Raw genomic sequence first — 23423 nt, 5'->3', positions numbered from 1 at the left:
CAGGGGAATCAGATCACCAGCGAGCGGGTCTTTCCGCGTTGAGGCTCTCCAGAATGGACTTAAGTGGGGCGCCATCCGGGAAGATGAGATCGGGGGCGACTTCGAACAGCGGCCAGAGCATAAACCCGCGATTTTTCATGTCGTAATGCGGAACGGTGAGACGTTCAGTGTTAATGGTCTCGTGACCAAACAGCATAATGTCGAGATCCAGCGTGCGCGGTCCCCAGCGCTCGGCTTTACGTACGCGGCCCTGCTGCAGTTCGATGCGCTGGGTATTGTCCAGCAGCGTTTCAGCATCAAGGGCAGTTTCCAGCACCACTGCGGCGTTCAGATAATCAGGCTGATCCTGCGGGCCCAGCGGCGGAGTGCGGTAGAAAGCGGAGACCGCCACGATCCTGCTTTGCGGGATCTCCCCCAGCGCCTGTACGGCAGCGTTCACCTGCTCCAGCGGAGAGGCTAAGTTACTGCCGATGGCGATATACGCGAGGGTCATGCTGTCCCTTCACGACGCGGCGCGCGTTTGCGCGGGCGACGATGGCGGCGACGCGGTTCCGGTTCTTCATCCAGCCCGGTGAGCATATCTTTTTGCTCCGGCGGGGCGGAAACCTGGAATTCGGCCCACCACTGCGCCAGGCGCTGCAGCTCCTGATTGCGTTCAATTTCAGCACGCAGCGACAGCAGATCGAAAGCGGCGCGGAATTTAGGATGCTCCATCAGCTTCCAGGCGCGCTTGCCCTGACGACGAGACATGCGCAGCTGAAGCTGCCAGATATCGCGCACCAGAGTGGTAATACGTTTCGGAATAGCGAGCGTACGGCACCCTTCGTCCAGCACGTCGTTGGCGGCCAGCGCGAAGGCATCATAATAGGCAAGCCCGCTCTCCTGGGTAATGCGCTGGGCCGTTTCCAGCAGTGGATACCAGAACATCGCGGCAAAGAGGAACGCCGGGTTCACGCGCATGTCGTTGCGAATTCGGGTATCGGTATTTTTCAGCACCTGCGCAATCATCCGCTCCATTGGGCTGTCACCGCTTTCGGTGAAGTAGCGGGTAATGGTCGGGAACAGCGGCTGGAACAGGTTGTATTCGCGCAGCAGATTGTAGGTTTCAAAGCCGTGGCCAGCCTGCAGCAGCTTCAGCGCCTCTTCGAACAGGCGTGCCGGCGGCACGTCGTTAATCAGCGTCGCCAGACGCGGGATTGGCTCTGCCGTTTCCGGGCTGATGCGCATATTGAGCTTGGCGGCGAAACGCACGGCGCGCAGCATACGCACGGGATCTTCACGATAGCGCGTTTCCGGCGTGCCAATCAGGCGAATCAGACCTTCTTTAAGGTCCTGCATGCCGCCGACGTAATCGCGCACGGTGAAATCCGCCACGCTGTAATAAAGGCTGTTGATGGTGAAGTCGCGACGCTGAGCATCTTCTTCGATAGAGCCGAAGATATTGTCACGCAGCAGCATGCCGTTCTGGCCGCGCTGTGACGTAGTGCGGTCGGATGCGCCCGCTTCGTGGTGGCCGCGGAAGGTCGCCACTTCGATAATTTCCGGCCCAAACATCACGTGAGCCAGACGGAAACGGCGGCCAACGAGACGGCAGTTACGGAATAATTTGCGCACCTGCTCAGGCGTGGCGCTGGTCGTCACGTCGAAATCTTTTGGTTTTTTGCCCAGAAGTAAATCACGCACCCCACCGCCCACGAGATAGGCCTCGTAGCCCGCTTTGTTCAGACGATAGAGCACCTTGAGGGCATTTTCACTGATATCTTTGCGGGAAATAGTGTGCTGCTCACGCGGAATAACCGACATGTGTGGCTGTGCAATAGCATCGTTCGCCATGCTCTCTTCGCGGCTTAGCACTTTACGGCAAAAATTAGCGACTCGGGTAAAAATGGTACACCTCGTAGTGTGTTTTGTTATGAAAAAAGCGGCTAATCATAGCTCAGCGCAACGCATTTGAGAATGCTGGATTTTTGGCACTGCCGCGAGCGTCCAGCTGGCAACGGCCATTTTCAGCAGTTCGTCAATACGCAGATCCTGCCATTCGTTGGTTACATTCTGGTTGAGAAATCGCAGCGCGTCGATCAAAACAGGACGCGGATCGCCGTCTGGCAGGGCCGGGGCGTGGTTCTGCTTTGACAATTTAAAGCCCTGCGCATTGACCGCCAGCGGCAGATGAATGTAGTCCGGGGCCGTCCAGCCAAACTGGTGATACAGCGAGATTTGTCGCACGGTCGGCTCGACCAGATCCGCCCCGCGCACAATTTCCGTCACGCCCTGAAAATGATCGTCCACCACCACGGCCAGGTTATAGGCGAAAAGACCATCGCGACGGTGAATAATAAAATCCTCACGCGCCAGACGTTCATCGGCATGAATCTCACCGGAGAGGAGATCGTTAAAGCGCGTCACCGGGGAGCGCTGCTTGATGCGCACGGCGGCATTTTCCGGGGGATGGTTGAGCGTGCGGCAGTGGCCGTCATAGACGCCACCCACGCTCTGGATACGCGCGCGGGTGCAGGTGCAGTTATAGGAAAGCCCCTGAGCGCGAAGCCAGGCCAGACGTTCCCGATAGGCCTCGTGACGTTTTGACTGCCACAGAACCTCGTCATCCCAGTGAAGACCGTAATGTTCCAGCTGACGCAGAATCGTCTCTGCTGCACCGGGAACTTCACGCGGAGGGTCAATATCTTCAATGCGGACGAGCCATTTTCCCCGGCTGGCGCGAGCCTGCAGGTAACTGCCGAGCGCGGCAATTAATGAGCCGAAGTGTAATTCACCGGAAGGAGATGGCGCGAAGCGCCCAATATAGTGTGATTCAGACATATCAACAGTAACAAGGCGGGAGAGACTCCCGCCTTTGGAGTGTGTAAACAGCGCTGGTGTTAACCGGCCATCTGTTTTTCGCGGATTTCGGCCAGCGTTTTACAGTCGATGCACAGATCGGCGGTTGGACGCGCTTCCAGGCGACGAATACCGATTTCAACACCGCAGGATTCGCAGTAGCCAAAATCTTCGTCTTCGACTTTTTTCAGCGTTTTCTCGATCTTTTTGATCAGTTTGCGTTCGCGGTCACGGTTACGCAGTTCGAGGCTGAACTCTTCTTCCTGAGCGGCACGGTCTACCGGATCCGGGAAGTTAGCAGCTTCATCCTGCATATGAGTAACGGTGCGATCGACTTCATCCCTGAGTTGATTACGCCATGCTTCAAGAATACGCTTGAAGTGCGACAGCTGGGCTTCGTTCATATACTCTTCGCCCGGCTTCTCTTGATACGGCTCCACCCCAGCGATGGCGAGAATACTCAGGGACGATGTTTTACGGTTTTGCCCTTCTTGCATGTTGCTTCTCCTTAACACGCACTATCGATCCCCGTGTTGGGGGAAAAATCAGGTCGCTATAAATAGCAGATGCTTTTCCGTATGGCAATTATCTAAACGTAACACTTGACAAGCCTGTGAGGAAAAGCGTATTTGCGCACGCGGCCAGAACACTTATTCGACAATCGTCTAATCCCTTATAAGACAATGGGAAGAGAGGATCTCAGAGTCATATTATCGGCAGAAAGTTCCGCTTTATAAGCGAAAACCTCTACCCCCTGCTTTTGTGCCTCATTCAACAATTGCGCGTATTTAGGATCAATATGGCGGGCAGGGGAGAAACGTTCAATGGCTGAATGCAACACCGCAAACAGCAATACGGCGCGTTTGCCCGCCGCCGCAACACTCATTAGCTCTCGCAGATGCTTCTGGCCACGTAGCGTTACCGCATCCGGGAAGTAGCCATTTTCCTGTTCCGCTAACGTCACTGATTTCACTTCAATATAGCACTCAGGCCTGTCTTCCGCCTGTAACATGAAGTCAATTCTGCTGCCTTCATCGCCATATTTCACTTCACTTTTATGCGTGCCGTATCCTACCAGTTCAGGAATTGTGCCAAAGGTCAGCGCTTCCTTAACCAGCTGATTTGCGCGCAGGGTGTTAACGCAAATAAATGCCCCATTTTGGGTTTCGGTCATTTCCCAGGTATGGGCATATTTGCGTTTAATATTTGCTGATGTGGAATACCAGACCCTGTCACCTGGCGTCGCACATCCCGTCATGGCGCCGGTATTGGGGCAGTGCAGTGTGAGCTGAACCCCTTCAGGGGTGATCACGTCGGCGAGGAAGCGTTTGTAGCGTTGGATAAGCGTGGCGTGCTGCAGGGGAGGACTAAACTTCATCAGAATTCCTTTCGGTGTTGCCCAGCGTCCAGCGCTGTAGCGGCGTATAGCGGGTGCGTCCCTGTGCAAAAGCGGATTCGTAAAGCGCGAATGCGTTGACCGGAAAGGCCCAGTGAAAACCCGGCGGCGGGATGGCAACGGCCTGGCCGGCATCGCGCAGCAGCGTGATATGTGGATGAAACGGCTGTGGGCTCTGATAACAGCCGCTGCGCGCCGCCTGGGCACGCAGCATGTTCGCCAGCTGCAATAATCCGCGCGGCGGCTGACGCGTTCCCAGCCAGACCACGCGCGAACGCAGCCACTGGCCCGCGTCGTCGAGGTGTAGCGTAAATTCCGGCTGGGCAATACGCCCGGCCATTGCGGCCAATGCCCGCTGTTTTTCGGCGCTGACGTCGCCCAAAAAGGCCAGCGTCAGGTGCAGGTTAGCCGCCGCAACAGAGCGGCCTGCTTCCGGCGGGAAGTTGTCAGCACGCCAGCGAACAATTTGACGCTGTATCGCGGTGGGCAATTCAATGGCAAAAAACAGCCGTTTCGACTCAGGCATACGGAGGACTCGGTAATGATATGCGCCGATGCTACAATGTACGCCGACTAATGTTAACCCTCTGGAGCTGTTAGTGTCCTCATTGCCGGTCGCCGTCGTTCTTCCTGAGCTTCTCGCTGCCTTACGCCATGCCCCGCAGGTTTTGCTGAATGCCCCTACGGGCGCGGGGAAGTCCACCTGGCTGCCGCTGCAGATTCTGAAAGACGGAAACATCAGCGGGAAAATTATCCTGCTGGAGCCGCGCAGGCTGGCCGCGCGCAACGTGGCGCAGCGTCTGGCGGAACTGTTGAATGAAAAACCGGGCGAAACGGTAGGTTACAGGATGCGTGCCGAGACCTGCGTTGGCCCGAACACGCGTCTTGAGGTGGTCACCGAGGGTATTCTCACCCGCATGCTGCAAAACGATCCGGAGCTGACCGGCGTCGGGCTGGTGATCCTGGATGAATTCCACGAGCGCAGCCTGCAGGCGGATCTGGCCCTCGCGCTGTTGCTGGACGTTCAGCAGGGGCTGCGCGACGATCTCCGGCTGCTGATTATGTCGGCCACGCTGGATAATGTGCGGCTACGGCAGGCGCTACCCGATGCGCCGGTCATCAGCTCTGAAGGGCGGGCGTTTCCGGTTGAACGTCGCTATCAACCGCTTCCCTCTCATCAGCGTTTTGACGAGGCCGTCGCCATTGCCACCGCTGAGCTGCTGCGCCAGGAACCCGGTTCCCTGCTGCTGTTTTTGCCGGGCGTCGGTGAAATCCAGCGCGTGCAGGAGCAGCTTTCTACCCGCGTAGGTGGCGATGTGCTGCTTTGCCCGCTCTACGGCGCGTTGTCGTTACAGGATCAGCGTAAAGCGATTCTTCCTGCACCAGCAGGGCAGCGCAAGGTGGTGCTGGCAACCAACATCGCTGAAACCAGTTTGACCATTGAAGGCATTCGCCTGGTAGTGGATAGCGCGCAGGAGAGAGTGGCAAGCTTTGATCCGCGCACCGGGCTGACTAAACTCCTGACGCAGCGCATCAGCCAGGCATCAATGGTGCAGCGCGCGGGTCGCGCCGGGCGTCTCGAGCCTGGTATTTGCCTGCATTTGACCAGCGCGGAGCAGGCGGAACGCGCTGCACAGCAAAGCACCCCGGAAATTTTACAAAGTGATTTGTCGGGCCTGGTGATGGATCTGCTGCAGTGGGGCTGTCCGGATCCTGGACAGCTTACCTGGCTTGATTCTCCCCCTGTCGTTAACCTCGCCGCTGCGCGCAATCTGTTGACTGAGCTTGGCGCGCTGGAAGGGGAGCGTCTGACGGTACGCGGCCAGAAAATGGCGGCGCTGGGCAACGATCCGCGTCTGGCCGCGATGCTGGTGGCCGCGCAGGGGCAAGATGAGATTGCCACGGCGGCCAAACTGGCGGCTATCCTTGAGGAGCCGCCGCGCGGAGGTTCCAGCGATCTGGGGCAGGCGTTTTCGCGCAATCAGGGGAACTGGCAGCAGCGGGCGCAGCAGCTGTGCAAACGGCTTAACAGCCGCGGCGGCGTGCCGGACAGCGAGAGTATTTCCCGGCTGTTAGCGCAGGCGTTTCCGGATCGAATTGCGCGTCGGCGCGGGCTGGACGGTCGCTATCAGCTGGCAAACGGCATGGGGGCGATGCTGGACAGCGATGACGCTCTGACGCGTCATGAGTGGCTGATTGCGCCGCTCCTGCTGCAGGGCAGCCATTCTCCGGATGCGCGTATCCTGCAGGCGATCGCCGTAGATATTGACGCCCTGACGCGTGCCTGTCCGCAGCTGCTTCAGCAATCTGATACCGTGGAATGGGATGACGCTCAGGGCACGCTGAAGGCGTTTCGTCGCAGCCAGATTGGAAAGCTGACGCTCGGGACGAAGCCGCTGGCGAAGCCGTCGGAAGAAGAACTTCATCAGGCTATGCTGAACGGCATTCGGGAAAAAGGGCTGAGCGTGCTGAACTGGACGCCGGAAGCCGAACAGTACCGCATTCGCCTGCACTGCGCCGCGAAGTGGCTACCGGAACATGGCTGGCCAGCGGTGGATGACGAGACGCTGCTGGCTACGCTTGAGGGCTGGCTACTGCCGCAAATGAGCGGCGTGCACTCTCTGCGCGCCCTTAAGGCGCTTGATGTTAAGACTGCGTTACAGAATTTACTTGACTGGTCATTACGTCAACGTCTGGATAGTGAACTGCCAGGGCATTACACTGTGCCGACCGGAAGCCGGATTGCCATCCGTTATCATGAGGATAATCCGCCGGCGCTGGCGGTTCGGATGCAGGAGATGTTTGGTGAAGCCATCACGCCGTCCATTGCCGAAGGGCGCGTGCCTCTCGTGCTTGAGCTGCTGTCGCCTGCGCATCGTCCATTACAAATCACCCGAGATTTGGGGGCGTTCTGGGCGGGAAGCTACCGTGAAGTGCAGAAAGAGATGAAGGGACGATACCCCAAACATGTCTGGCCGGACGATCCGGCGAATACGGCGCCGACGCGGCGAACGAAGAAATATTCGTGAAAGGGGAGTGCGGCCTGATGCCCTCACCCCGGCCCTCTCCCACAGGGAGAGGGAGAAAACAAATTTTGAGAGATTTCTTCTTTCACAGGCCTGTGAAAGAAAAGAAAATCTGGCCTTTGCGCCTGAAAGTTGCGGAGAAAAAGCATGGCGGGGAATGACCGCGAGCCAATAGGACGTAAGGGAAAACCAACGCGTCCGGCGAAAGAAAAGGTAAGCCGTCGTCGCCTCAGAGATGAGGATTATGACGATGACTATGAAGACGATTATGAGGATGAAGAACCGATGCCGCGTAATGGAAAAGGCAAAGGGCGTAAGCCTCGGGGCAAACGCGGCTGGTTCTGGCTGCTGCTGAAGCTGTTTATTGTTTTTGTTGTCCTGATCGCGATTTACGGCGTGTATCTGGATCAGAAGATCCGCAGCCGTATCGACGGGAAAGTCTGGCAATTGCCTGCGGCAGTGTATGGCCGCATGGTGAACCTTGAGCCGGACATGTCCATCAGCAAGAACGAGATGGTGAAACTGCTGCAAGCCACGCAGTATCGTCAGGTGTCTAAAATGACCCGACCTGGCGAATTTACCGTTCAGGCGAACAGCATTGAGATGATCCGTCGTCCGTTTGATTTCCCGGACAGCAAAGAGGGGCAGGTGCGCGCGCGTCTGACCTTTGACGGCGATCGCCTGGATACCATCGAGAACATGGATAACAACCGTCAGTTCGGTTTCTTCCGTCTCGACCCGCGTCTGATCACCATGCTTTCGTCAGCAAACGGCGAGCAGCGCCTGTTCGTAGCGCGTAACGGCTTCCCGGATCTGCTGGTCGATACTCTGCTGGCAACCGAAGACCGTCACTTCTACGAGCACGATGGCATCAGCCTTTACTCGATTGGTCGTGCGGTGCTGGCTAACCTGACTGCCGGTCGTACCGTGCAGGGGGCGAGTACGCTGACCCAGCAGCTGGTGAAGAACCTGTTCCTCTCCAGCGAACGCTCTTACTGGCGTAAAGCGAACGAAGCCTACATGGCCGTGCTGATGGACGCGCGCTACAGCAAGGATCGTATCCTTGAGCTGTACATGAACGAGGTGTATCTCGGTCAGAGCGGCGATAACGAAATCCGCGGCTTCCCGCTGGCGAGCCTGTACTACTTTGGTCGCCCGGTGGAAGAGCTGAGCCTCGATCAGCAGGCGCTGCTGGTGGGCATGGTGAAAGGGGCGTCCATTTATAACCCGTGGCGTAACCCGAAACTGGCGCTGGAGCGTCGTAACCTGGTGCTGCGTCTGCTGCAACAGCAGCAGGTGATTGACCAGGAGCTATACGACATGCTGAGCGCACGTCCGCTTGGCGTTCAGCCGCGCGGTGGGGTGATCTCACCTCAGCCTGCGTTTATGCAGATGGTGCGTCAGGAGCTGCAAAGCAAGCTTGGCGATAAGGTGAAAGATCTCTCCGGCGTGAAGATCTTTACGACCTTTGACTCAGTGGCCCAGGACGCGGCAGAAAAAGCGGCGGTGGAAGGCATTCCGGCGCTGAAGAAGCAGCGTAAGCTCTCCGATCTTGAAACCGCGATGGTGGTGGTTGACCGCAACACCGGTGAAGTTCGCGCCATGGTGGGCGGCGCCGAGCCGCAGTTTGCGGGATACAACCGCGCCATGCAGGCGCGTCGCTCGATCGGTTCTCTGGCAAAACCGGCGACCTACCTCACTGCCCTGAGCCAGCCAAACCAGTACCGCCTGAATACCTGGATTGCGGATGCGCCTATCTCCCTGCGCCAGCCTAACGGCCAGGTCTGGTCACCGCAGAACGACGATAAGCAGTTCAGCGGTCAGGTGATGCTGGTGGATGCGTTAACGCGCTCCATGAACGTGCCGACGGTGAACCTGGGCATGTCGCTGGGCCTGCCAGCGATTGTCGATACCTGGCAGAAACTGGGCGTGGCGAAAGATCAGCTGCACCCGGTGCCGGCGATGATCCTCGGGGCGCTTAACCTGACGCCGATCGAAGTCGCCCAGGCGTTCCAGACCATTGCCAGCGGCGGTAACCGTGCACCGCTGTCAGCCCTGCGTTCGGTGATTGCCGAAGATGGCTCCGTGCTGTATCAGAGCTTCCCGCAGGCGGAGCGTGCCGTTCCTGCTCAGGCCGCCTACATGACGCTGTGGACGATGCAGCAGGTTGTGCAGCGTGGTACCGGGCGTCAGCTGGGTGCGAAGTATCCGGGTCTGCATCTGGCAGGTAAAACCGGGACCACCAACAACAACGTCGATACCTGGTTTGCCGGTATCGATGGCCGTGAAGTGGTGATCACCTGGGTAGGCCGCGATAACAACCAGCCGACCAAACTGTATGGGGCGAGCGGGGCGATGTCGATTTACCAGCGTTATCTGGCAAATCAGTCTCCTGTGCCGCTGAATCTGGTTGCGCCGGAAGATATCGTCGATATGGGCGTGGACAGTTCCGGTAACTTCGTCTGCGGCGGCGGGATGCGTACGCTTCCTGTCTGGACCGCAAACCCGGACTCGCTGTGCCAGCAAAGCCAGCCGGAACAGCCAACGGGTAACCCGTTCGACCAGTCCTCTCAGCCACAGCAGCCGCAGCAGCAACAGCCGCAGCAGCAGAATGAGAAGAAAGACAGCGACGGTGTCGCGGGCTGGATTAAAGACATGTTCGGCGGCAACTAACCTTTTAAAGCCCTCTTCCCTGGAAGGGGGCTTTTTTTACCCGTAAACTTTATTTCGTTAACCTTCGCTTTAACTCTGATTAACCCTTCGTTTTCTCTTGATGATTTCTTAAACCCTTAATTCTCATAGGGGCGCTTACTGCTTGCTATGCAACCAGCGTTTCGCATATTATTCTGGCGCTCATAATAATAATTCTCGTTTACGTTATCATTCACTTTCACATCAGAGATTCAACATGGCGCTTTCCAATACTGCTCAGCCAATGAACACGTCGCTGCGTAAACTCGCGGTCGTCGTCGCCACAGCGGTTGCCGGCATGTCTGCTTATACTCACGCGGCCGAAACCCCGAAAAAAGAAGAAACCATTACGGTAACCGCAGCACCTGCGGCACAGGAAAGTGCCTGGGGACCGGCACCCACGATTGCGGCCAAACGCACCGCCACGGCGACCAAGACCGATACCCCGATTGAGAAAACCCCGCAGTCTATTTCTGTCGTCACCCGTGAAGAGATGGACATGAAGCAGCCGGGTACGGTTAAACAGGCGCTGGCCTATACGCCGAGCGTGTTCGCAACGCGCGGCGCGTCAACAACGTATGATGTTGTTTCTATCCGTGGTTTCACCACCTCCAGTACCGTGAATACCAACCAGTATCTGGACGGGATGAAGCTGCAGGGTGATAACTATTCTGAAGCGTCCATGGATCCGTATTTCCTTGAGCGCGTCGAGCTGCTGCGCGGCCCTACGTCCGTTCTGTACGGTAAAAGTCACCCGGGCGGCGTGGTCAGCATGGTCAGCAAGCGTCCAACCACCGAGCCACTGAAAGAAATTCAGTTCAAAATGGGTACCGATAACCTGTGGCAGACCGGGTTTGATTTCAGCGATGCGATTGATGATGACGGCGTGTGGTCATACCGTCTGACCGGTCTGGGGCGCAGCGAAAATGCGCAGCAGGAAATGGTTAAATCTACTCGCTACGCCATTGCGCCTGCTTTCAGCTGGCGTCCTGACGATAAAACCGATTTTACTTTCCTGAGCAACTTCCAGAGCGATCCGGATGCAGGCTATTACGGCTGGCTGCCGCGGGAAGGTACCGTTGTGCCTTACTACGATGCCAACGGCAACGCACACAAGCTGCCGACCGATTTCAACGAAGGTGACGAAGACAACAAGATCTCCCGTCGCCAGAAGATGGTGGGCTATAGCTTCTCGCATCAGTTTGATGACACTTTTACCGTGCGTCAAAACCTGCGTTATACCAAAGTTAATACCCTGTACCGTTCCGTTTACGGCAACGGCTACATCGCGCCGGGGCAAATCAGCCGCGCGTATGTGCGCTCTGATGAGGACCTCAACTCGTTCACGGTCGATACCCAGCTGCAGTCCAAATTTGCCACCGGTGCAGTGGATCATACCCTGTTAACGGGCGTCGATTACCTGCGCATGCGTAACGATATTGATGCTGATTACGGCAGCGCTGACCCTATCAGCATGACGAATCCGCAGCACAACAATGCCAATATCAACGTGAACTTCCCGTATGCGGTGCTCAATCGTCAGGAGCAAACGGGCCTGTACGCGCAGGATCAGGCTGAGTGGGATAAGTGGGTACTGACCCTTGGCGGACGCTATGATTTCGCTAAAACGTCCACGCTGACGCGTTCCTCCGACACGACGGCTGAAATCAACGATCGGGCATTCACCTGGCGCGGCGGGATCAACTACCTGTTTGATAACGGTATTACGCCGTACTTCAGCTATAGCGAATCCTTCGAGCCTATTTCAGGCGCAACCCAGGGTGGCAAACCGTTCGATCCGGCTCGCGGCAAGCAGTATGAAGCGGGCGTGAAGTATGTACCGAAAGATCTGCCTGTGGTTGTGACTGCAGCGGTGTATCAGCTGACCAAAAATAACAACCTGACGGCCGATCCGGCGAATCCGACAAGCGGCTTTAGCGTACAGGGCGGTGAAATTCGCTCTCGCGGTTTCGAACTGGAAGCGAAAGCGGCAGTGTCTGCCAACGTGAACGTGACGGCTTCCTATAGCTTTACTGATGCGGAATACACGCACGATACCTGGTATGAAGGCCGTCGTCCGGCGGAAGTGCCGCGTAACATGGCGTCACTGTGGGCAGATTACACCTTCCACGAGACGGCGTTGAGCGGTCTGACGGTAGGGGCAGGCACCCGTTACATCGGTAACACCGTGTCCTACTACTCTGCCTCGTCGCCAAAAGCCTATCAGTCGTTCAACGTTGCGGGCTACGCACTGGCTGACGCGACCGTGAAATACGACCTGGCACGCTTTGGACTGCCGGGCTCGTCTGTCGGCGTCAACGTGAACAACATCTTCGATCGTGAATACGTCTCCAGCTGCTACAGCGAATATGCATGCTACTGGGGCGCAGGACGTCAGGTTGTTGCTACCGCGACCTTCCGCTTCTAATCTCTGTCCGGGCACGGTTCGCCGTGCCCTTTTTATTTAAGTTGGCTGATATGCAGGATAATCAAACGCAATCCGACACCACCTTTACGCTCAATCATCTCTCTTTTCGCGTACCCGGGCGCACGCTGCTGCATCCGCTCTCTCTGACGTTTCCGGCCGGTAAAGTGACGGGCCTGATTGGTCACAACGGTTCAGGTAAATCCACGCTGCTCAAGATGCTGGGGCGCCATCAGCCGCCTTCAGAAGGCGATATTCTGCTGGATGACCAACCGCTGGAGAGCTGGAGCAGTAAAGCCTTTGCCCGCAAAGTGGCCTATCTGCCGCAGCAGCTGCCGCAGGCGGAAGGGATGACGGTGCGTGAGCTGGTGGCGATTGGGCGTTATCCGTGGCACGGGGCGCTTGGCCGCTTCGGCGTCGCCGACAGAGAGAAAGTGGAAGAGGCCATTGCGCTGGTCGGGCTAAAGCCGCTGGCGCACCGTCTGGTGGATAGCCTGTCCGGCGGTGAACGCCAGCGCGCGTGGATCGCGATGCTGGTGGCGCAGGACAGCCGCTGCCTGCTCCTTGATGAACCCACCTCCGCGCTCGATATTGCCCATCAGGTCGATGTCCTGGCGCTGGTGCACCGCTTAAGCCAGCAGCGCGGTCTGACGGTGATTGCGGTGCTGCATGACATCAACATGGCGGCGCGCTATTGCGACTACCTTGTTGCGCTGCGCGGGGGCGAGATGATTGCCGAGGGTACACCGGCAGAGCTGATGCGTAGCGAAACGCTGGAACATATTTACGGTATTCCGATGGGTATTCTGCCTCACCCGACCGGGGCTGCACCGGTGAGCTTCGTCTACTGATGCTCGACAACATGCGCATTAGCCGCCGTCGCCTGCTGACGGCGATGGCCCTCTCACCGCTGCTGTTAAAAATGAACACGGCGCGAGCCGCCGCCGTCGATCCGCACCGCATAGTCGCTCTGGAATGGCTGCCGGTCGAGCTGATGATGGCGCTCGGCGTCACGCCCTATGGCGTGGCGGACATTCCCAACTATAACCTCTGGGTGAACGAGCCGAAGCTGCCGGACTCGGTAATCGACGTCGGACTGCGGACGGAGCCAAACCTTGAACTGCTCACCCAGATGAAACCTTCATTTCTGTTCTGGTCAGCGGGCTACGGCCCGTCAGAGGAGACCATGGCGCGTATTGCGCCGGGACGTGGATTTGCTTTCAGCGACGGTAAAAAACCGCTGGCCGTGGCGAAAAACTCAATTAACGAGATGGCGCATTTCCTCAACCGGGAAGCGGAGGCCAAAAAACATCTCGACGAATTTGATGCCCTGATCGATTCCCTGAAGCCGCGCTTTGCTCACCGGGGCGATCGTCCGCTGCTGATGGTGACGCTGCTGGATGCCCGCCATATGCTGGTCTTCGGTAAAAACTGTCTGTTCCAGGAGGTGCTGGACAGCTTCGGCATTCGCAATGCCTGGGAAGGAGAGATGACGTTCTGGGGCAGTACCGCCGTGGGTATCGATCGCCTCGCGGCGTTTCGCGATGTGGATGTGCTGTGTTTCGACCACGGCAACGAACGCGATATGCAAACCCTGATGGCGACCCCGCTCTGGCAGGCGATGCCGTTTGTGCGCGAGCGGGGCTTCCGGCGCGCTCCGGCGGTCTGGTTCTACGGCGCGACGCTGTCGGCCATGCATTTTGCCCGCGTGCTGGATAACGCCCTGGGAGGTAAAGCATGAGTACGCGTATTGCCCGTTTCCCGGCGCTTCTGCTGATGCTGATTTTTCTTGCCGCGCTGGCGTTAACCGGCTTCAACCTCTCGGCCGCGTTACCGCGCGCGCAGTGGGGGGCCGCTTTGGCCTCGCCGGATATCGACAATATTCAACAGATGCTGTTCCACTACAGCCTGCTGCCGCGTCTGGCGATCTCCCTTTTGGTCGGTGCCGGCTTAGGGCTGGTGGGCGTGCTGTTCCAGCAGGTTTTACGTAACCCGCTGGCAGAGCCAACCACGCTCGGCGTCGCGACAGGCGCACAGCTTGGGATCACCATCACCACGCTGTGGGCGCTGCCGGGAGCGTTAACCTCGCAGTTTGCGGCACTCGCGGGGGCGTGCGTGGTCGGCGCGCTGGTCTTTGGCGTGGCCTGGGGCAAGCGCCTTTCTCCTGTGACGCTTATTCTGGCCGGGCTGGTGGTGAGCCTGTACTGCGGGGCGATTAACCAGCTGCTGGTACTGTTCCATCACGATCGGCTGCAAAGCATGTTCCTGTGGAGTACCGGCACGCTCACCCAGACCGACTGGAGCGTTGTCCTGCGCCTGTGGCCGCAGCTGGCTGGCGGTGTTGTGCTGACGCTGCTGCTCCTGCGTCCTCTGACGCTGATGGGACTGGATGATGGCGTGGCGCGTAACCTGGGGCTTGCGCTGTCGCTGGCTCGTCTGGCGGCGCTGACGCTGGCGATTGTATTGAGTGCCCTGCTGGTAAACGCGGTCGGCATCATTGGGTTTATCGGCCTGTTTGCGCCGCTGCTGGCAAAAATGCTCGGGGCGCGTCGCTTGCTGGCGCGTCTGATGCTGGCGCCGCTGATTGGGGCACTGATCCTCTGGCTTTCCGATCAGCTCATTCTCTGGCTGGCGCAGGTCTGGAGGGAAGTGTCCACCGGCTCTGTGACCGCGCTTATCGGGGCGCCGCTGCTGCTGTGGCTGCTCCCGCGCCTGCGCAGCATGAGCGCACCGGCGATGGACGCGGGCGATAAAGTCTACGCTGAACGTCGGTCGGTGCTGTGGTTTAGCCTTGCCGGTCTGGCGGTGCTGATTATCGCCTCGTTCGCGGCGCTCTCGTTCGGACGCGATGCCGCGGGCTGGCACTGGGCAACGGGTGATTTACTCAATGAACTGCTGCAGTGGCGCTGGCCCCGTATCCTCGCTGCGCTGATCGCAGGGGTGATGCTGGCGGTAGCAGGGTGTATTATTCAGCGTCTGACCGGCAACCCGATGGCGAGCCCGGAAGTGCTCGGGATCAGCTCAGGTGCCGCCTTTGGCGTGGTGCTGATGCTGTTCTTCGTGCCGGGCAATGCGTTTGGCTGGCTGATGCCTGCAGGCAGTATCGGCGCGGCGGTTACGCTGATGATTATCCTGATTGCCTCCGGTCGAGGCGGGTTTTCGCCGCACCGCATGCTGCTGGCCGGGATGGCGCTCAGCACTGCGTTTACGATGCTGCTGATGATGCTGCAGGCAAGCGGCGATCCGCGTATGGCGAAGATCCTGACCTGGATATCCGGCTCAACGTACGGCGCGACCGGCAGCCAGGCGATCTGGTCCGGGATCGTGATGATCGTACTGCTGGCGACGGTGCCGCTGTGCCGTCGCTGGATGACCATTCTGCCGCTCGGCGGGGAAACCGCGCGCGCGGTGGGAATGGCGCTGACGCCAGCGCGTGTAGCGTTGCTGCTGCTCGCTGCGTGCCTGACGGCGACGGCGACCATGACGATTGGCCCGCTGAGTTTTGTCGGATTAATGGCGCCGCACATTGCCAGAATGATGGGGTTCCGCCGGACGATGCCGCATATCGTGATGTCGGCCCTGACTGGCGGGGTGATGCTGGTGTTTGCGGACTGGTGCGGAAGAATGGTGCTGTTCCCGTATCAGATCCCGGCGGGTCTGCTGTCGACCTTTATCGGTGCGCCGTATTTTATTTATCTGTTGAGAAAGCAGAGTAGGTAGTCAGGTGCGGCCTGATGCCCTCACCCCGGCCCTCTCCCACGGGGAGAGGGAGAACATCGTAGGCCGGGTAAGCGTTAGCGCCACCCGGCAATGCCCTTAGAGCTTCGCAAACACCTTACGCGCCGCGTCAATGGTGTTATTGATATCTTCTTCACTGTGCGCCACGGACATAAAGCCCGCTTCGAACGCGGACGGCGCCAGGTACACGCCTTCTTCCAGCATCAGGTGGAAGAAGCGCTTGAAGCGTTCAACGTCGCACTTCACCACGTCCTGATAGCAGGTCACGGTTTTCGCATCGGTGAAGAAAATCCCGAACATGCCGCCCACGTGGTTGACCACCAGAGGGATACCGGTCTCTTCTGCGGCTGCCAGCAGACCGTTTGCCAGCTGCGTGGTCAGGTCGGTCAGGGTTTCGTGAATGCCAGGCTGAGCCACTTCGGTCAGGCAGGCAAAGCCCGCCGCCATCGCGATAGGGTTACCGGAGAGCGTGCCCGCCTGGTAAACCGGGCCGGTTGGCGCCAGGGCTTCCATCACGTCCTTACGACCACCGAATGCGCCGACCGGCATGCCGCCGCCGATGATTTTACCGAGGCAGGTCAGGTCCGGCTCAACGCCGTAATAAGACTGGGCGCCCGCCAGAGCCACGCGGAAGCCGGTCATCACTTCATCGATGATCAGCAGCGCACCGAACTCATCGCACAGGGCACGCAGGCCCGGCAGGAAATCAGGCTGCGGTGGAATGCAGTTCATGTTGCCCGCAACCGGCTCAACGATGATGCAGGCGATCTCCTGCGGATACTGCTCGAACGCCGCGCGAACGGTGTCCAGATCGTTGTAGGTGCAGGTCAGGGTATGCTTTGCGAAGTCAGCCGGTACGCCAGGTGAGTTTGGCTGGCCGAGCGTTAGCGCGCCGGAACCGGCTTTCACCAGCAGGCAGTCCGCATGACCGTGGTAGCAACCCTCAAACTTGATAATCTTGTCGCGACCGGTAAAGCCGCGCGCCAGGCGGATGGCGCTCATGGTCGCTTCGGTACCGGAGTTCACCATGCGCACCATGTCCATGGTAGGCACCAGTTCGGTAACCAGCTCCGCCATTTTCACTTCCATTTCGGTTGGCGCACCGAAGCTCAGGCCGCGCTGAGCGGCTTCAATCACCGCGTTACGAATGGCCGGGTGGTTGTGTCCCAGCACCATCGGGCCCCAGGAGCCGACATAATCGATATAGGCTTTGCCATCGACATCGTACAGATACGCGCCGTCAGCACGTTCGATAAACAGCGGCGTGCCGCCCACGCCGGTAAAGGCGCGAACAGGTGAGTTCACACCACCTGGAATAAGCTCGCGGGCTGCACTGTAGAGGTTTTCAGACTTGCTCATGGCGTCGTTCCTGGTTCGTATAAAATGATTAAGCCCACTATTCTAAGTGATTCGGGGAAGGTTATGAAATTTTTAGCCGGGTAATGCTTTAAGATTTGTTAAGTAATTTTCAGGAGACGATGAGCGGGTCTCTGGTAAAATCATCGCGGCTTTTTGTATGACGAATAAGAACAGGACATGAAATCAGATTCTCCGTCTTTTGAAGAACAACAGTTTACGCGGGCTCAGCATCGAATCAGCATTCGGCGGCTGCTCAATCGCGATAAAACGCCGCTGGCGATCCTGCTGGCCGCTGCCGTGGTGGGAACTCTCGCAGGGCTGATTGGCGTGGCGTTTGAAAAAGCGGTTAATGCCGTACTCAACTGGCGAGTGGGCACCGTAGCTGGTTTCGCCGACCGCGAATGGCTGGTCTGGGTGTGGGCATTCGGTCTGTCTGCGCTGTTTGCTATGGTGGGGTATTTTCTGGTGCGTAAATTCGCGCCGGAGGCGGGCGGGTCGGGCATTCCTGAAATTGAAGGCGCGCTGGAGGAGCTGCGTCCGGTGCGCTGGTGGCGGGTGATTCCGGTTAAATTCATCGGCGGCATGGGTACCTTGGGCGCGGGGATGGTGCTTGGCCGGGAAGGGCCCACGGTACAGCTGGGGGGGAACGTCGGCCGCATGGTGGGCGATCTCTTTCGGATGCGAAGTGCCGAAGCGCGCCATACGCTGCTGGCAACCGGCGCGGCGGCGGGGCTTTCCGCCGCGTTTAACGCGCCGCTGGCGGGCATTTTGTTCATTATCGAAGAGATGCGCGCGCAGTTTCGCTATAACCTGATCTCGATTAAAGCGGTGTTTACCGGCGTTATTATGTCGAGCATCGTGTTTCGCATCTTTAATGGCGAGGGCGCAGTTATTGAGGTGGGTAAACTGACCAACGCGCCGGTTAACACCCTGTGGCTTTATTTGATCCTCGGCATGATTTTTGGCGTGGTGGGGCCGCTGTTTAACACCTTTATCCTTCGCGCTCAGGATATGTTCCAGCGCATTCACGGCGGGAACACCACGAAATGGGTGCTGATGGGCGGCCTGCTGGGCGGAATGTGTGGCGTACTCGGGTTTATCGAGCCGAATGCCGCTGGCGGCGGGTTCGGGCTGATCCCCATTGCGGCGGCGGGGAACTTTAGCGTGGGTCTGCTGCTGTTTATGTTTATCTCCCGCGTCATCACGACGGTGCTCTGTTTTTCCTCCGGCGCGCCCGGCGGGATATTCGCCCCGATGCTGGCGCTGGGAACCTTGCTGGGTACCGCGTTTGGTATGGCGGCTGAAGCGGGCTTTCCCGCCTATCACCTTGACGCCGGGACCTTTGCGGTGGCCGGAATGGGGGCGCTGCTGGCCGCCTCCCTGCGCGCGCCATTGACCGGGATCGTCCTGGTGCTGGAGATGACGGATAATTACCAGCTCATTTTGCCAATGATCATTACCTGTCTCGGCGCGACACTATTAGCCCAGTTCCTGGGTGGAAAACCGCTATACTCCACCATTCTTGCGCGTACTCTGGCAAAACAAGAGGCGGAGCGGGCCGCAACGCAGAATACTTGAATGAATTACCAGGGTATTAGATAATGACACAAAGAATTGGGTGAATTTTACCCAATAGCAGTAGCAGTATTCATGGGAGCATAAGATGAGTGATGATGTAGCGTTGCCGCTGGAGTTTACCGAAGCAGCAGCCAACAAAGTGAAAACCCTGATTGCCGACGAAGACAATCCGGATCTGAAACTGCGTGTCTATATTACCGGTGGCGGCTGCAGCGGCTTCCAGTATGGTTTTACCTTTGACGATCAGGTTAACGATGGCGATATGACCATCGAGAAACAGGGCGTCGCGCTGGTGGTTGACCCGATGAGCCTGCAATATCTGGTGGGCGGTTCGGTGGATTACACCGAGGGTCTGGAAGGTTCGCGCTTTGTGGTCACCAACCCGAACGCAACAAGCACCTGCGGGTGTGGTTCTTCGTTCAGCATTTAAGAGGGTGCGGGCTGTTGCCCTCACCCCGGCCCTCTCCCACAGGGAGAGGGAGAAAAGACTAAAAACGGTAACCGTCAGGTTACCGTTTTGCTTTTACCGGTCATCCAGCGCAAACGTCGGCAGCTTCAGGTGCCAGCGTATCGCCGCTAAACGTATCACCAGCGTCACGACCATCCCCAGCATCGCGGCGTTTTCCAGCGGAAGTGCAAACGTGTAGTATGCGGTCGCGTGGACAATGCCGCCCGCAATACAGGCCGTCGCGTAAATTTCAGTACGCAGGATCATCGGTACCTCACGCGCCAGAATGTCGCGAATGATCCCGCCGCCCACGCCGGTTAATACGCCCATGCAGATCGCCACCATCGGACCGGTGCCCGCATTAAACGCCTTATTGACGCCAATACCGACAAACACGGCCAGACCCACGGCATCCAGTACCGGTAATATCCATTTGGGTAATCTGCGGGGCTGGCGAACCAGCACAATGGTTAACAGGCAGGTGACCATCGCGACCACCAGATCGGTAGGATCTTTCACCCAAAACACCGGGCCATTCGCCAGCGCCATATCGCGGATAGTCCCGCCGCCTACGGCGGTCACTACGCCCAGCACCAGCACGCCAAACGGATCCATGCGTAGTTTTCCGGCGAGCAGGACGCCGGAGATAGCAAAAACGGCTGTGCCAAGAATATCCAGCCAATAAACGAGCATCGTTAAATCCTCGAAAAGGGTCTTATGTTAGTGACTCTCTGCCAGCGCGGCACAGAGCTGTTTTGCGGCGAGGATAATACGCGGGCTGGCGCGTTCAAACCAGTCGCTGTTGAGGGGGATTACCGGTATTTTTAGCTGCTTTTGCCAGAATTGCTCAATTTTGGGAATTTCGCTCGCATTTCCGACCACGACGATGGCCTGCGGCTGGCGCGCCAGGACCTGTTCACGGCTAACCTGGGGCCACGGCACCCGGCTGGCAGCAAAGATATTTTCACCGCCACAAACTTCCAGCACCTGGTTTTGAATCGACCCTTTTCCGGTGGTGAACAGCGGCTGGCTGCCAAACTGCAGGAAGATGCGCTTTTTAACAGGGGTATCGTATCGGGATTTCAGCGCGGCATAGTCGCTCAGCATCTGTTTCGCCGCGGCCTCGGCTTTTTTGGGCGCAGGGCTATAGGGTGCCAGGGCGCGTAGCGCCTGGGCGACTTGCTCAATGCTGACGGCATCAATCCACATGACCTTTATGCCAAGGGAGGTAAGCTGGTTGACCTGCCGCTCGGCGTTGCCGCCACGCCAGGCCAGCACGAGATCCGGTTTAAGCGCCACGATGCGCTCAAGGTTCATCCCCTGCCAGGTTGCAACTTGTTCAATATCCGCGGCTTGCGGTGGATAATCCGAATAGCTACTCACGCCAACGGGCGTTATCCCGGCGGCAAATGCCAGTTCCGTATTCGCGGGAGAGAGCGTAATCACGCGCGGTACAGCGTAGAGCCACAGCGGTGCGAGAAGAAGCAGGGCGGCCAGCGCCCTGAGGGTATGTTTAGCCACGTGCCAGATTCTGCACCAGGCGTTCCACCATCACGGTGGACTGTTTTGCCGCAACGGTCAGAAACTCGTCGAAGCTGATGTGGGACTGCTGGTCTGCCACGTCAGAGATGGCGCGAACCACCACGAACGGTACGCTGAAGTTATGGCAAACGTGCGCAATCGCGGTCGCTTCCATCTCAACGGCTACCGCCTGAGGGAAGTTATGACGGATTTTCGCCAGACCCACGGAACCATTGATGAACGCATCACCGCTGACAATCAGACCGCGTACCGCGTTGAGGTTGAGTTCTGCGATGCAGGTCTCCGCCGCCGCAATCAGTTTGTCGTCAGCTTTAAACCCGGCAGGGCAGCCCGGGAGCTGACCGTACTCATAACCGAACGCGGTGACGTCGGCATCGTGGTAACGCGCTTCGTCGGAGACAACGATATCACCCACTTTCAGCGTCGGCGCCAGGCCGCCCGCAGAGCCGGTATTCACGATCACATCCGGCTTGCAGCGCTCCAGCAGCAGGGTCGCACCCAGCGCAGCAGCCACTTTACCGATGCCTGATTTCAGCAGAGCCACGTCAACACCGTTCAGCTGGCCGGTGTAGATCTCACAACCACCAAGAGAGAGGGTCTGACGGTTCTCAATTTTGTCACGCAGCAGCGTAACTTCTTCTTCCATTGCACCAATAATGCCGATTTTCATAGATTTACTCGCGATGTGCCTTGTTAAGATGCATAGTCTATCATGCGGTTAAGGGGAAACGCATTCTCACGCGGGGGAGCACATGGCACCAATCGATTTTCGCACCAAAATTAACTGGCACCGACGTTTCCGTTCGCCGCAGGGCGACAAGAGCGAACATGAGATCCTGCGTATCTTTGAAAGCGATCGCGGGCGGATCATTAACTCGCCCGCCATCCGCCGTCTGCAGCAAAAAACCCAGGTATTTCCGCTTGAGCGTAACGCCGCGGTGCGCACGCGCTTAACCCACTCTATGGAGGTGCAGCAGGTCGGGCGCTACATTGCCAAAGAGATTTTAAGCCGTCTCAAAGAGCAGCGCTTACTGGAAACCTATGGTCTGGACGAGCTGACGGGGCCTTTCGAGAGCATCGTTGAGATGGCCTGCCTGATGCATGACATCGGCAACCCGCCTTTCGGCCACTTTGGTGAGGCGGCAATCAATGACTGGTTTAAACAACGGCTTTACCCTTCGGATGCGGTAAGCCAGCCGCTGAGCGACGACCGCTGCATCGTACGCGATTTACGCCTGCGTGAAGGCGAAGAGGGGCTGAACGATCTGCGCCGCAAGGTGCGCCAGGATCTCTGTCACTTTGAGGGCAACGCGCAGGGGATCCGTCTGGTCCATTCCCTGATGCGCATGAACCTGACCTGGGCACAGGTCGGCTGCATTCTGAAATATACGCGCCCCGCGTGGTGGATGGGGGATACGCCCGCGTCCCACAGTTATTTAATGAAAAAACCAGGCTATTACCTTTCCGAAGAGGCCTATATTGAGCGGCTACGTAAAGAACTCTCATTGACGCCAAACGGCCGCTTTCCATTGACCTGGATTATGGAAGCCGCCGATGATATCTCCTATTGCGTGGCCGATCTGGAAGATGCCGTGGAGAAAAGAATCTTCAGCGTCGAGGAGCTTTATCAGCATCTTTATACGGCCTGGGGCACCCATGAAAAAGGCTCGCTGTTTGCGCAGGTTGTCGAAAATGCCTGGGAAAAATCGCGCTCAAATACATTAAGCCGCAGTACGGAAGACCAGTTCTTTATGTATTTGCGGGTCAATACATTAAATAAACTGGTGCCGTATGCGGCGTCGCGCTTTATTGATAATTTGCCGCTCATTTTCAGCGGGGAATTCAACCACGCGCTGCTGGAAGATGACAGCAGTTTCAGTCAACTCCTTGAGCTTTATAAACATGTGGCGATGCGGCATGTATTCAGCCATCCGGATGTCGAGCAGCTTGAGCTGCAGGGCTATCGGGTAATTAGTGGGTTACTGGAAATTTATTCCCCGTTGCTCCAGCTGTCGGTCGATGAATTCAGCGAGCTGGTGGAACACGAGCGCGTGCGCAGAATACCTATCGAATCGCGGCTTTATCAGAAACTCTCTACCCGGCATCGTCTGGCGTATGTGGAAGCGATTGGCAAGCTGGATCGCCATTCTCCCCAATGGCCGGTGATGGAATATTATTATCGCTGCCGTCTCATCCAGGACTATATCAGCGGCATGACGGATTTGTATGCCTGGGATGAATATCGCAAGCTGATGGCGGTGGAATAATCCCTGAGTTTTGTAAAGACGGCCAATAAATTTTTACCTTTTCCATAAACTTATCGCCGGAACTAAGCGGTATAAAACGAATCTGAGTTACACAGCAATTTTGCGTTACTTGTAA

At 57.7% G+C, this 23423-nt stretch carries 19 protein-coding genes; 9 read left to right on the top strand and 10 right to left on the bottom strand.

The window, feature by feature from the left end; translation table 11 throughout:
* Positions 1-13: 13 nt before the first annotated feature.
* The 6 genes from folK to thpR form a co-directional block, all read right to left on the bottom strand.
* The gene (folK, locus tag RVY89_RS15135; RefSeq protein WP_484825768.1) at positions 14-493 is read right to left on the bottom strand and encodes a 2-amino-4-hydroxy-6-hydroxymethyldihydropteridine diphosphokinase; all 480 of its coding nucleotides are present in this window, start codon (positions 491-493) and stop codon (positions 14-16) included.
* The gene (gene pcnB / locus RVY89_RS15130; RefSeq protein ID WP_072162357.1) at positions 490-1887 is read right to left on the bottom strand and encodes a polynucleotide adenylyltransferase PcnB; all 1398 of its coding nucleotides are present in this window, start codon (positions 1885-1887) and stop codon (positions 490-492) included. The genes folK and pcnB overlap by 4 nt, the downstream gene beginning before the upstream one ends.
* Before the next feature lie 42 nt (positions 1888-1929).
* Entirely contained in the window at positions 1930-2820 is an 891-nt protein-coding gene (gene gluQRS, locus RVY89_RS15125; RefSeq protein ID WP_484825767.1) for a tRNA glutamyl-Q(34) synthetase GluQRS, read from the bottom strand.
* Positions 2821-2879: 59 nt separating this feature from the next.
* A complete protein-coding gene (gene dksA, locus RVY89_RS15120; protein ID WP_001155232.1) occupies positions 2880-3335 on the bottom strand; it encodes an RNA polymerase-binding protein DksA in 456 nt (151 codons plus the stop codon).
* A gap of 176 nt (positions 3336-3511) precedes the next feature.
* A complete protein-coding gene (gene sfsA, locus RVY89_RS15115; protein WP_484825766.1) occupies positions 3512-4216 on the bottom strand; it encodes a DNA/RNA nuclease SfsA in 705 nt (234 codons plus the stop codon).
* Positions 4206-4760 (bottom strand): RNA 2',3'-cyclic phosphodiesterase, encoded by a 555-nt coding sequence (gene thpR / locus RVY89_RS15110; RefSeq protein WP_484825765.1) that lies wholly within the window; start codon positions 4758-4760, stop codon positions 4206-4208. The genes sfsA and thpR overlap by 11 nt, the downstream gene beginning before the upstream one ends.
* Positions 4761-4833: 73 nt before the next feature.
* On the opposite strand from thpR, the gene hrpB reads away from it, so the two are divergent.
* The 6 genes from hrpB (at position 4834) to fhuB (ending at position 16096) form a co-directional block, all read left to right on the top strand.
* Entirely contained in the window at positions 4834-7263 is a 2430-nt protein-coding gene (gene hrpB, locus RVY89_RS15105; protein ID WP_484825764.1) for an ATP-dependent helicase HrpB, read from the top strand.
* A gap of 144 nt (positions 7264-7407) precedes the next feature.
* Positions 7408-9933: a bifunctional glycosyl transferase/transpeptidase gene (gene mrcB / locus RVY89_RS15100; RefSeq protein WP_484825763.1), complete on the top strand. Its 2526-nt coding sequence runs from the start codon at positions 7408-7410 to the stop codon at positions 9931-9933.
* A 235-nt stretch (positions 9934-10168) separates the two neighbouring features.
* Positions 10169-12379, top strand: coding sequence for a ferrichrome porin FhuA (gene fhuA, locus RVY89_RS15095; protein WP_484825762.1), 2211 nt, complete (start codon positions 10169-10171; stop codon positions 12377-12379).
* 50 nt (positions 12380-12429) lie between these two features.
* Positions 12430-13227: a Fe3+-hydroxamate ABC transporter ATP-binding protein FhuC gene (fhuC, locus tag RVY89_RS15090; protein WP_484825761.1), complete on the top strand. Its 798-nt coding sequence runs from the start codon at positions 12430-12432 to the stop codon at positions 13225-13227.
* Positions 13227-14117: a Fe(3+)-hydroxamate ABC transporter substrate-binding protein FhuD gene (gene fhuD, locus RVY89_RS15085; RefSeq protein ID WP_484825760.1), complete on the top strand. Its 891-nt coding sequence runs from the start codon at positions 13227-13229 to the stop codon at positions 14115-14117. Before fhuC ends, fhuD begins: the two co-directional genes overlap by 1 nt.
* The gene (fhuB, locus tag RVY89_RS15080; protein WP_484825759.1) at positions 14114-16096 is read left to right on the top strand and encodes a Fe(3+)-hydroxamate ABC transporter permease FhuB; all 1983 of its coding nucleotides are present in this window, start codon (positions 14114-14116) and stop codon (positions 16094-16096) included. Before fhuD ends, fhuB begins: the two co-directional genes overlap by 4 nt.
* Positions 16097-16192: 96 nt before the next feature.
* Here the strand turns inward: fhuB and hemL are convergent, their stop codons facing one another.
* Positions 16193-17473, bottom strand: a complete 1281-nt coding sequence (gene hemL / locus RVY89_RS15075) for a glutamate-1-semialdehyde 2,1-aminomutase (RefSeq protein ID WP_484825758.1) — start codon at positions 17471-17473, stop codon at positions 16193-16195.
* Between the two features lie 177 nt (positions 17474-17650).
* Between hemL and clcA the strand changes: the two genes are divergently transcribed.
* Both clcA and erpA read left to right on the top strand, forming a co-directional pair.
* Positions 17651-19051 carry a H(+)/Cl(-) exchange transporter ClcA gene (gene clcA, locus RVY89_RS15070; RefSeq protein WP_484825757.1) on the top strand — a complete coding sequence of 467 codons (1401 nt, stop codon included), beginning with the start codon at positions 17651-17653 and terminating at the stop codon, positions 19049-19051.
* A gap of 85 nt (positions 19052-19136) precedes the next feature.
* Positions 19137-19481 carry an iron-sulfur cluster insertion protein ErpA gene (gene erpA / locus RVY89_RS15065; protein ID WP_013095643.1) on the top strand — a complete coding sequence of 115 codons (345 nt, stop codon included), beginning with the start codon at positions 19137-19139 and terminating at the stop codon, positions 19479-19481.
* A 93-nt stretch (positions 19482-19574) separates the two neighbouring features.
* Here the strand turns inward: erpA and RVY89_RS15060 are convergent, their stop codons facing one another.
* Genes RVY89_RS15060 through mtnN form a run of 3 tightly spaced genes read right to left on the bottom strand, consistent with a single transcriptional unit; the run spans position 19575 to position 21711 of the window.
* Entirely contained in the window at positions 19575-20192 is a 618-nt protein-coding gene (locus tag RVY89_RS15060) for a TRIC cation channel family protein (protein ID WP_024907514.1), read from the bottom strand.
* Between the two features lie 27 nt (positions 20193-20219).
* Positions 20220-21020 carry a vitamin B12 ABC transporter substrate-binding protein BtuF gene (gene btuF, locus RVY89_RS15055; protein WP_484825756.1) on the bottom strand — a complete coding sequence of 267 codons (801 nt, stop codon included), beginning with the start codon at positions 21018-21020 and terminating at the stop codon, positions 20220-20222.
* Positions 21013-21711 (bottom strand): 5'-methylthioadenosine/S-adenosylhomocysteine nucleosidase, encoded by a 699-nt coding sequence (gene mtnN / locus RVY89_RS15050; protein ID WP_014882620.1) that lies wholly within the window; start codon positions 21709-21711, stop codon positions 21013-21015. The genes btuF and mtnN overlap by 8 nt, the downstream gene beginning before the upstream one ends.
* 82 nt (positions 21712-21793) lie before the next feature.
* On the opposite strand from mtnN, the gene dgt reads away from it, so the two are divergent.
* Positions 21794-23308: a dGTPase gene (gene dgt, locus RVY89_RS15045; protein ID WP_484825755.1), complete on the top strand. Its 1515-nt coding sequence runs from the start codon at positions 21794-21796 to the stop codon at positions 23306-23308.
* The last annotated feature ends 115 nt before the right edge of the window (positions 23309-23423 follow it).

The sequence above is a fragment of the Enterobacter sp. 3U4 genome, assembly GCF_057224565.1.
The sequence above is the reverse complement of the archived record's forward strand: the minus strand, read 5'-3'. Positions and strand labels throughout refer to the sequence as shown.

Bases quoted from the DNA above. Each gene is read 5' to 3' on its own strand.
- folK (WP_484825768.1), bottom strand. From the start codon at position 493: ATGACCCTCGCGTATATCGCCATCGGCAGTAACTTAGCCTCTCCGCTG.
- gluQRS (WP_484825767.1), bottom strand. From the start codon at position 2,820: ATGTCTGAATCACACTATATTGGGCGCTTCGCGCCATCTCCTTCCGGT.
- dksA (WP_001155232.1), bottom strand. From the start codon at position 3,335: ATGCAAGAAGGGCAAAACCGTAAAACATCGTCCCTGAGTATTCTCGCC.
- sfsA (WP_484825766.1), bottom strand. From the start codon at position 4,216: ATGAAGTTTAGTCCTCCCCTGCAGCACGCCACGCTTATCCAACGCTAC.
- thpR (WP_484825765.1), bottom strand. From the start codon at position 4,760: ATGCCTGAGTCGAAACGGCTGTTTTTTGCCATTGAATTGCCCACCGCG.
- mrcB (WP_484825763.1), top strand. From the start codon at position 7,408: ATGGCGGGGAATGACCGCGAGCCAATAGGACGTAAGGGAAAACCAACG.
- fhuA (WP_484825762.1), top strand. From the start codon at position 10,169: ATGGCGCTTTCCAATACTGCTCAGCCAATGAACACGTCGCTGCGTAAA.
- fhuC (WP_484825761.1), top strand. From the start codon at position 12,430: ATGCAGGATAATCAAACGCAATCCGACACCACCTTTACGCTCAATCAT.
- fhuD (WP_484825760.1), top strand. From the start codon at position 13,227: ATGCTCGACAACATGCGCATTAGCCGCCGTCGCCTGCTGACGGCGATG.
- fhuB (WP_484825759.1), top strand. From the start codon at position 14,114: ATGAGTACGCGTATTGCCCGTTTCCCGGCGCTTCTGCTGATGCTGATT.
- hemL (WP_484825758.1), bottom strand. From the start codon at position 17,473: ATGAGCAAGTCTGAAAACCTCTACAGTGCAGCCCGCGAGCTTATTCCA.
- clcA (WP_484825757.1), top strand. From the start codon at position 17,651: ATGAAATCAGATTCTCCGTCTTTTGAAGAACAACAGTTTACGCGGGCT.
- erpA (WP_013095643.1), top strand. From the start codon at position 19,137: ATGAGTGATGATGTAGCGTTGCCGCTGGAGTTTACCGAAGCAGCAGCC.
- RVY89_RS15060 (WP_024907514.1), bottom strand. From the start codon at position 20,192: ATGCTCGTTTATTGGCTGGATATTCTTGGCACAGCCGTTTTTGCTATC.
- mtnN (WP_014882620.1), bottom strand. From the start codon at position 21,711: ATGAAAATCGGCATTATTGGTGCAATGGAAGAAGAAGTTACGCTGCTG.
- dgt (WP_484825755.1), top strand. From the start codon at position 21,794: ATGGCACCAATCGATTTTCGCACCAAAATTAACTGGCACCGACGTTTC.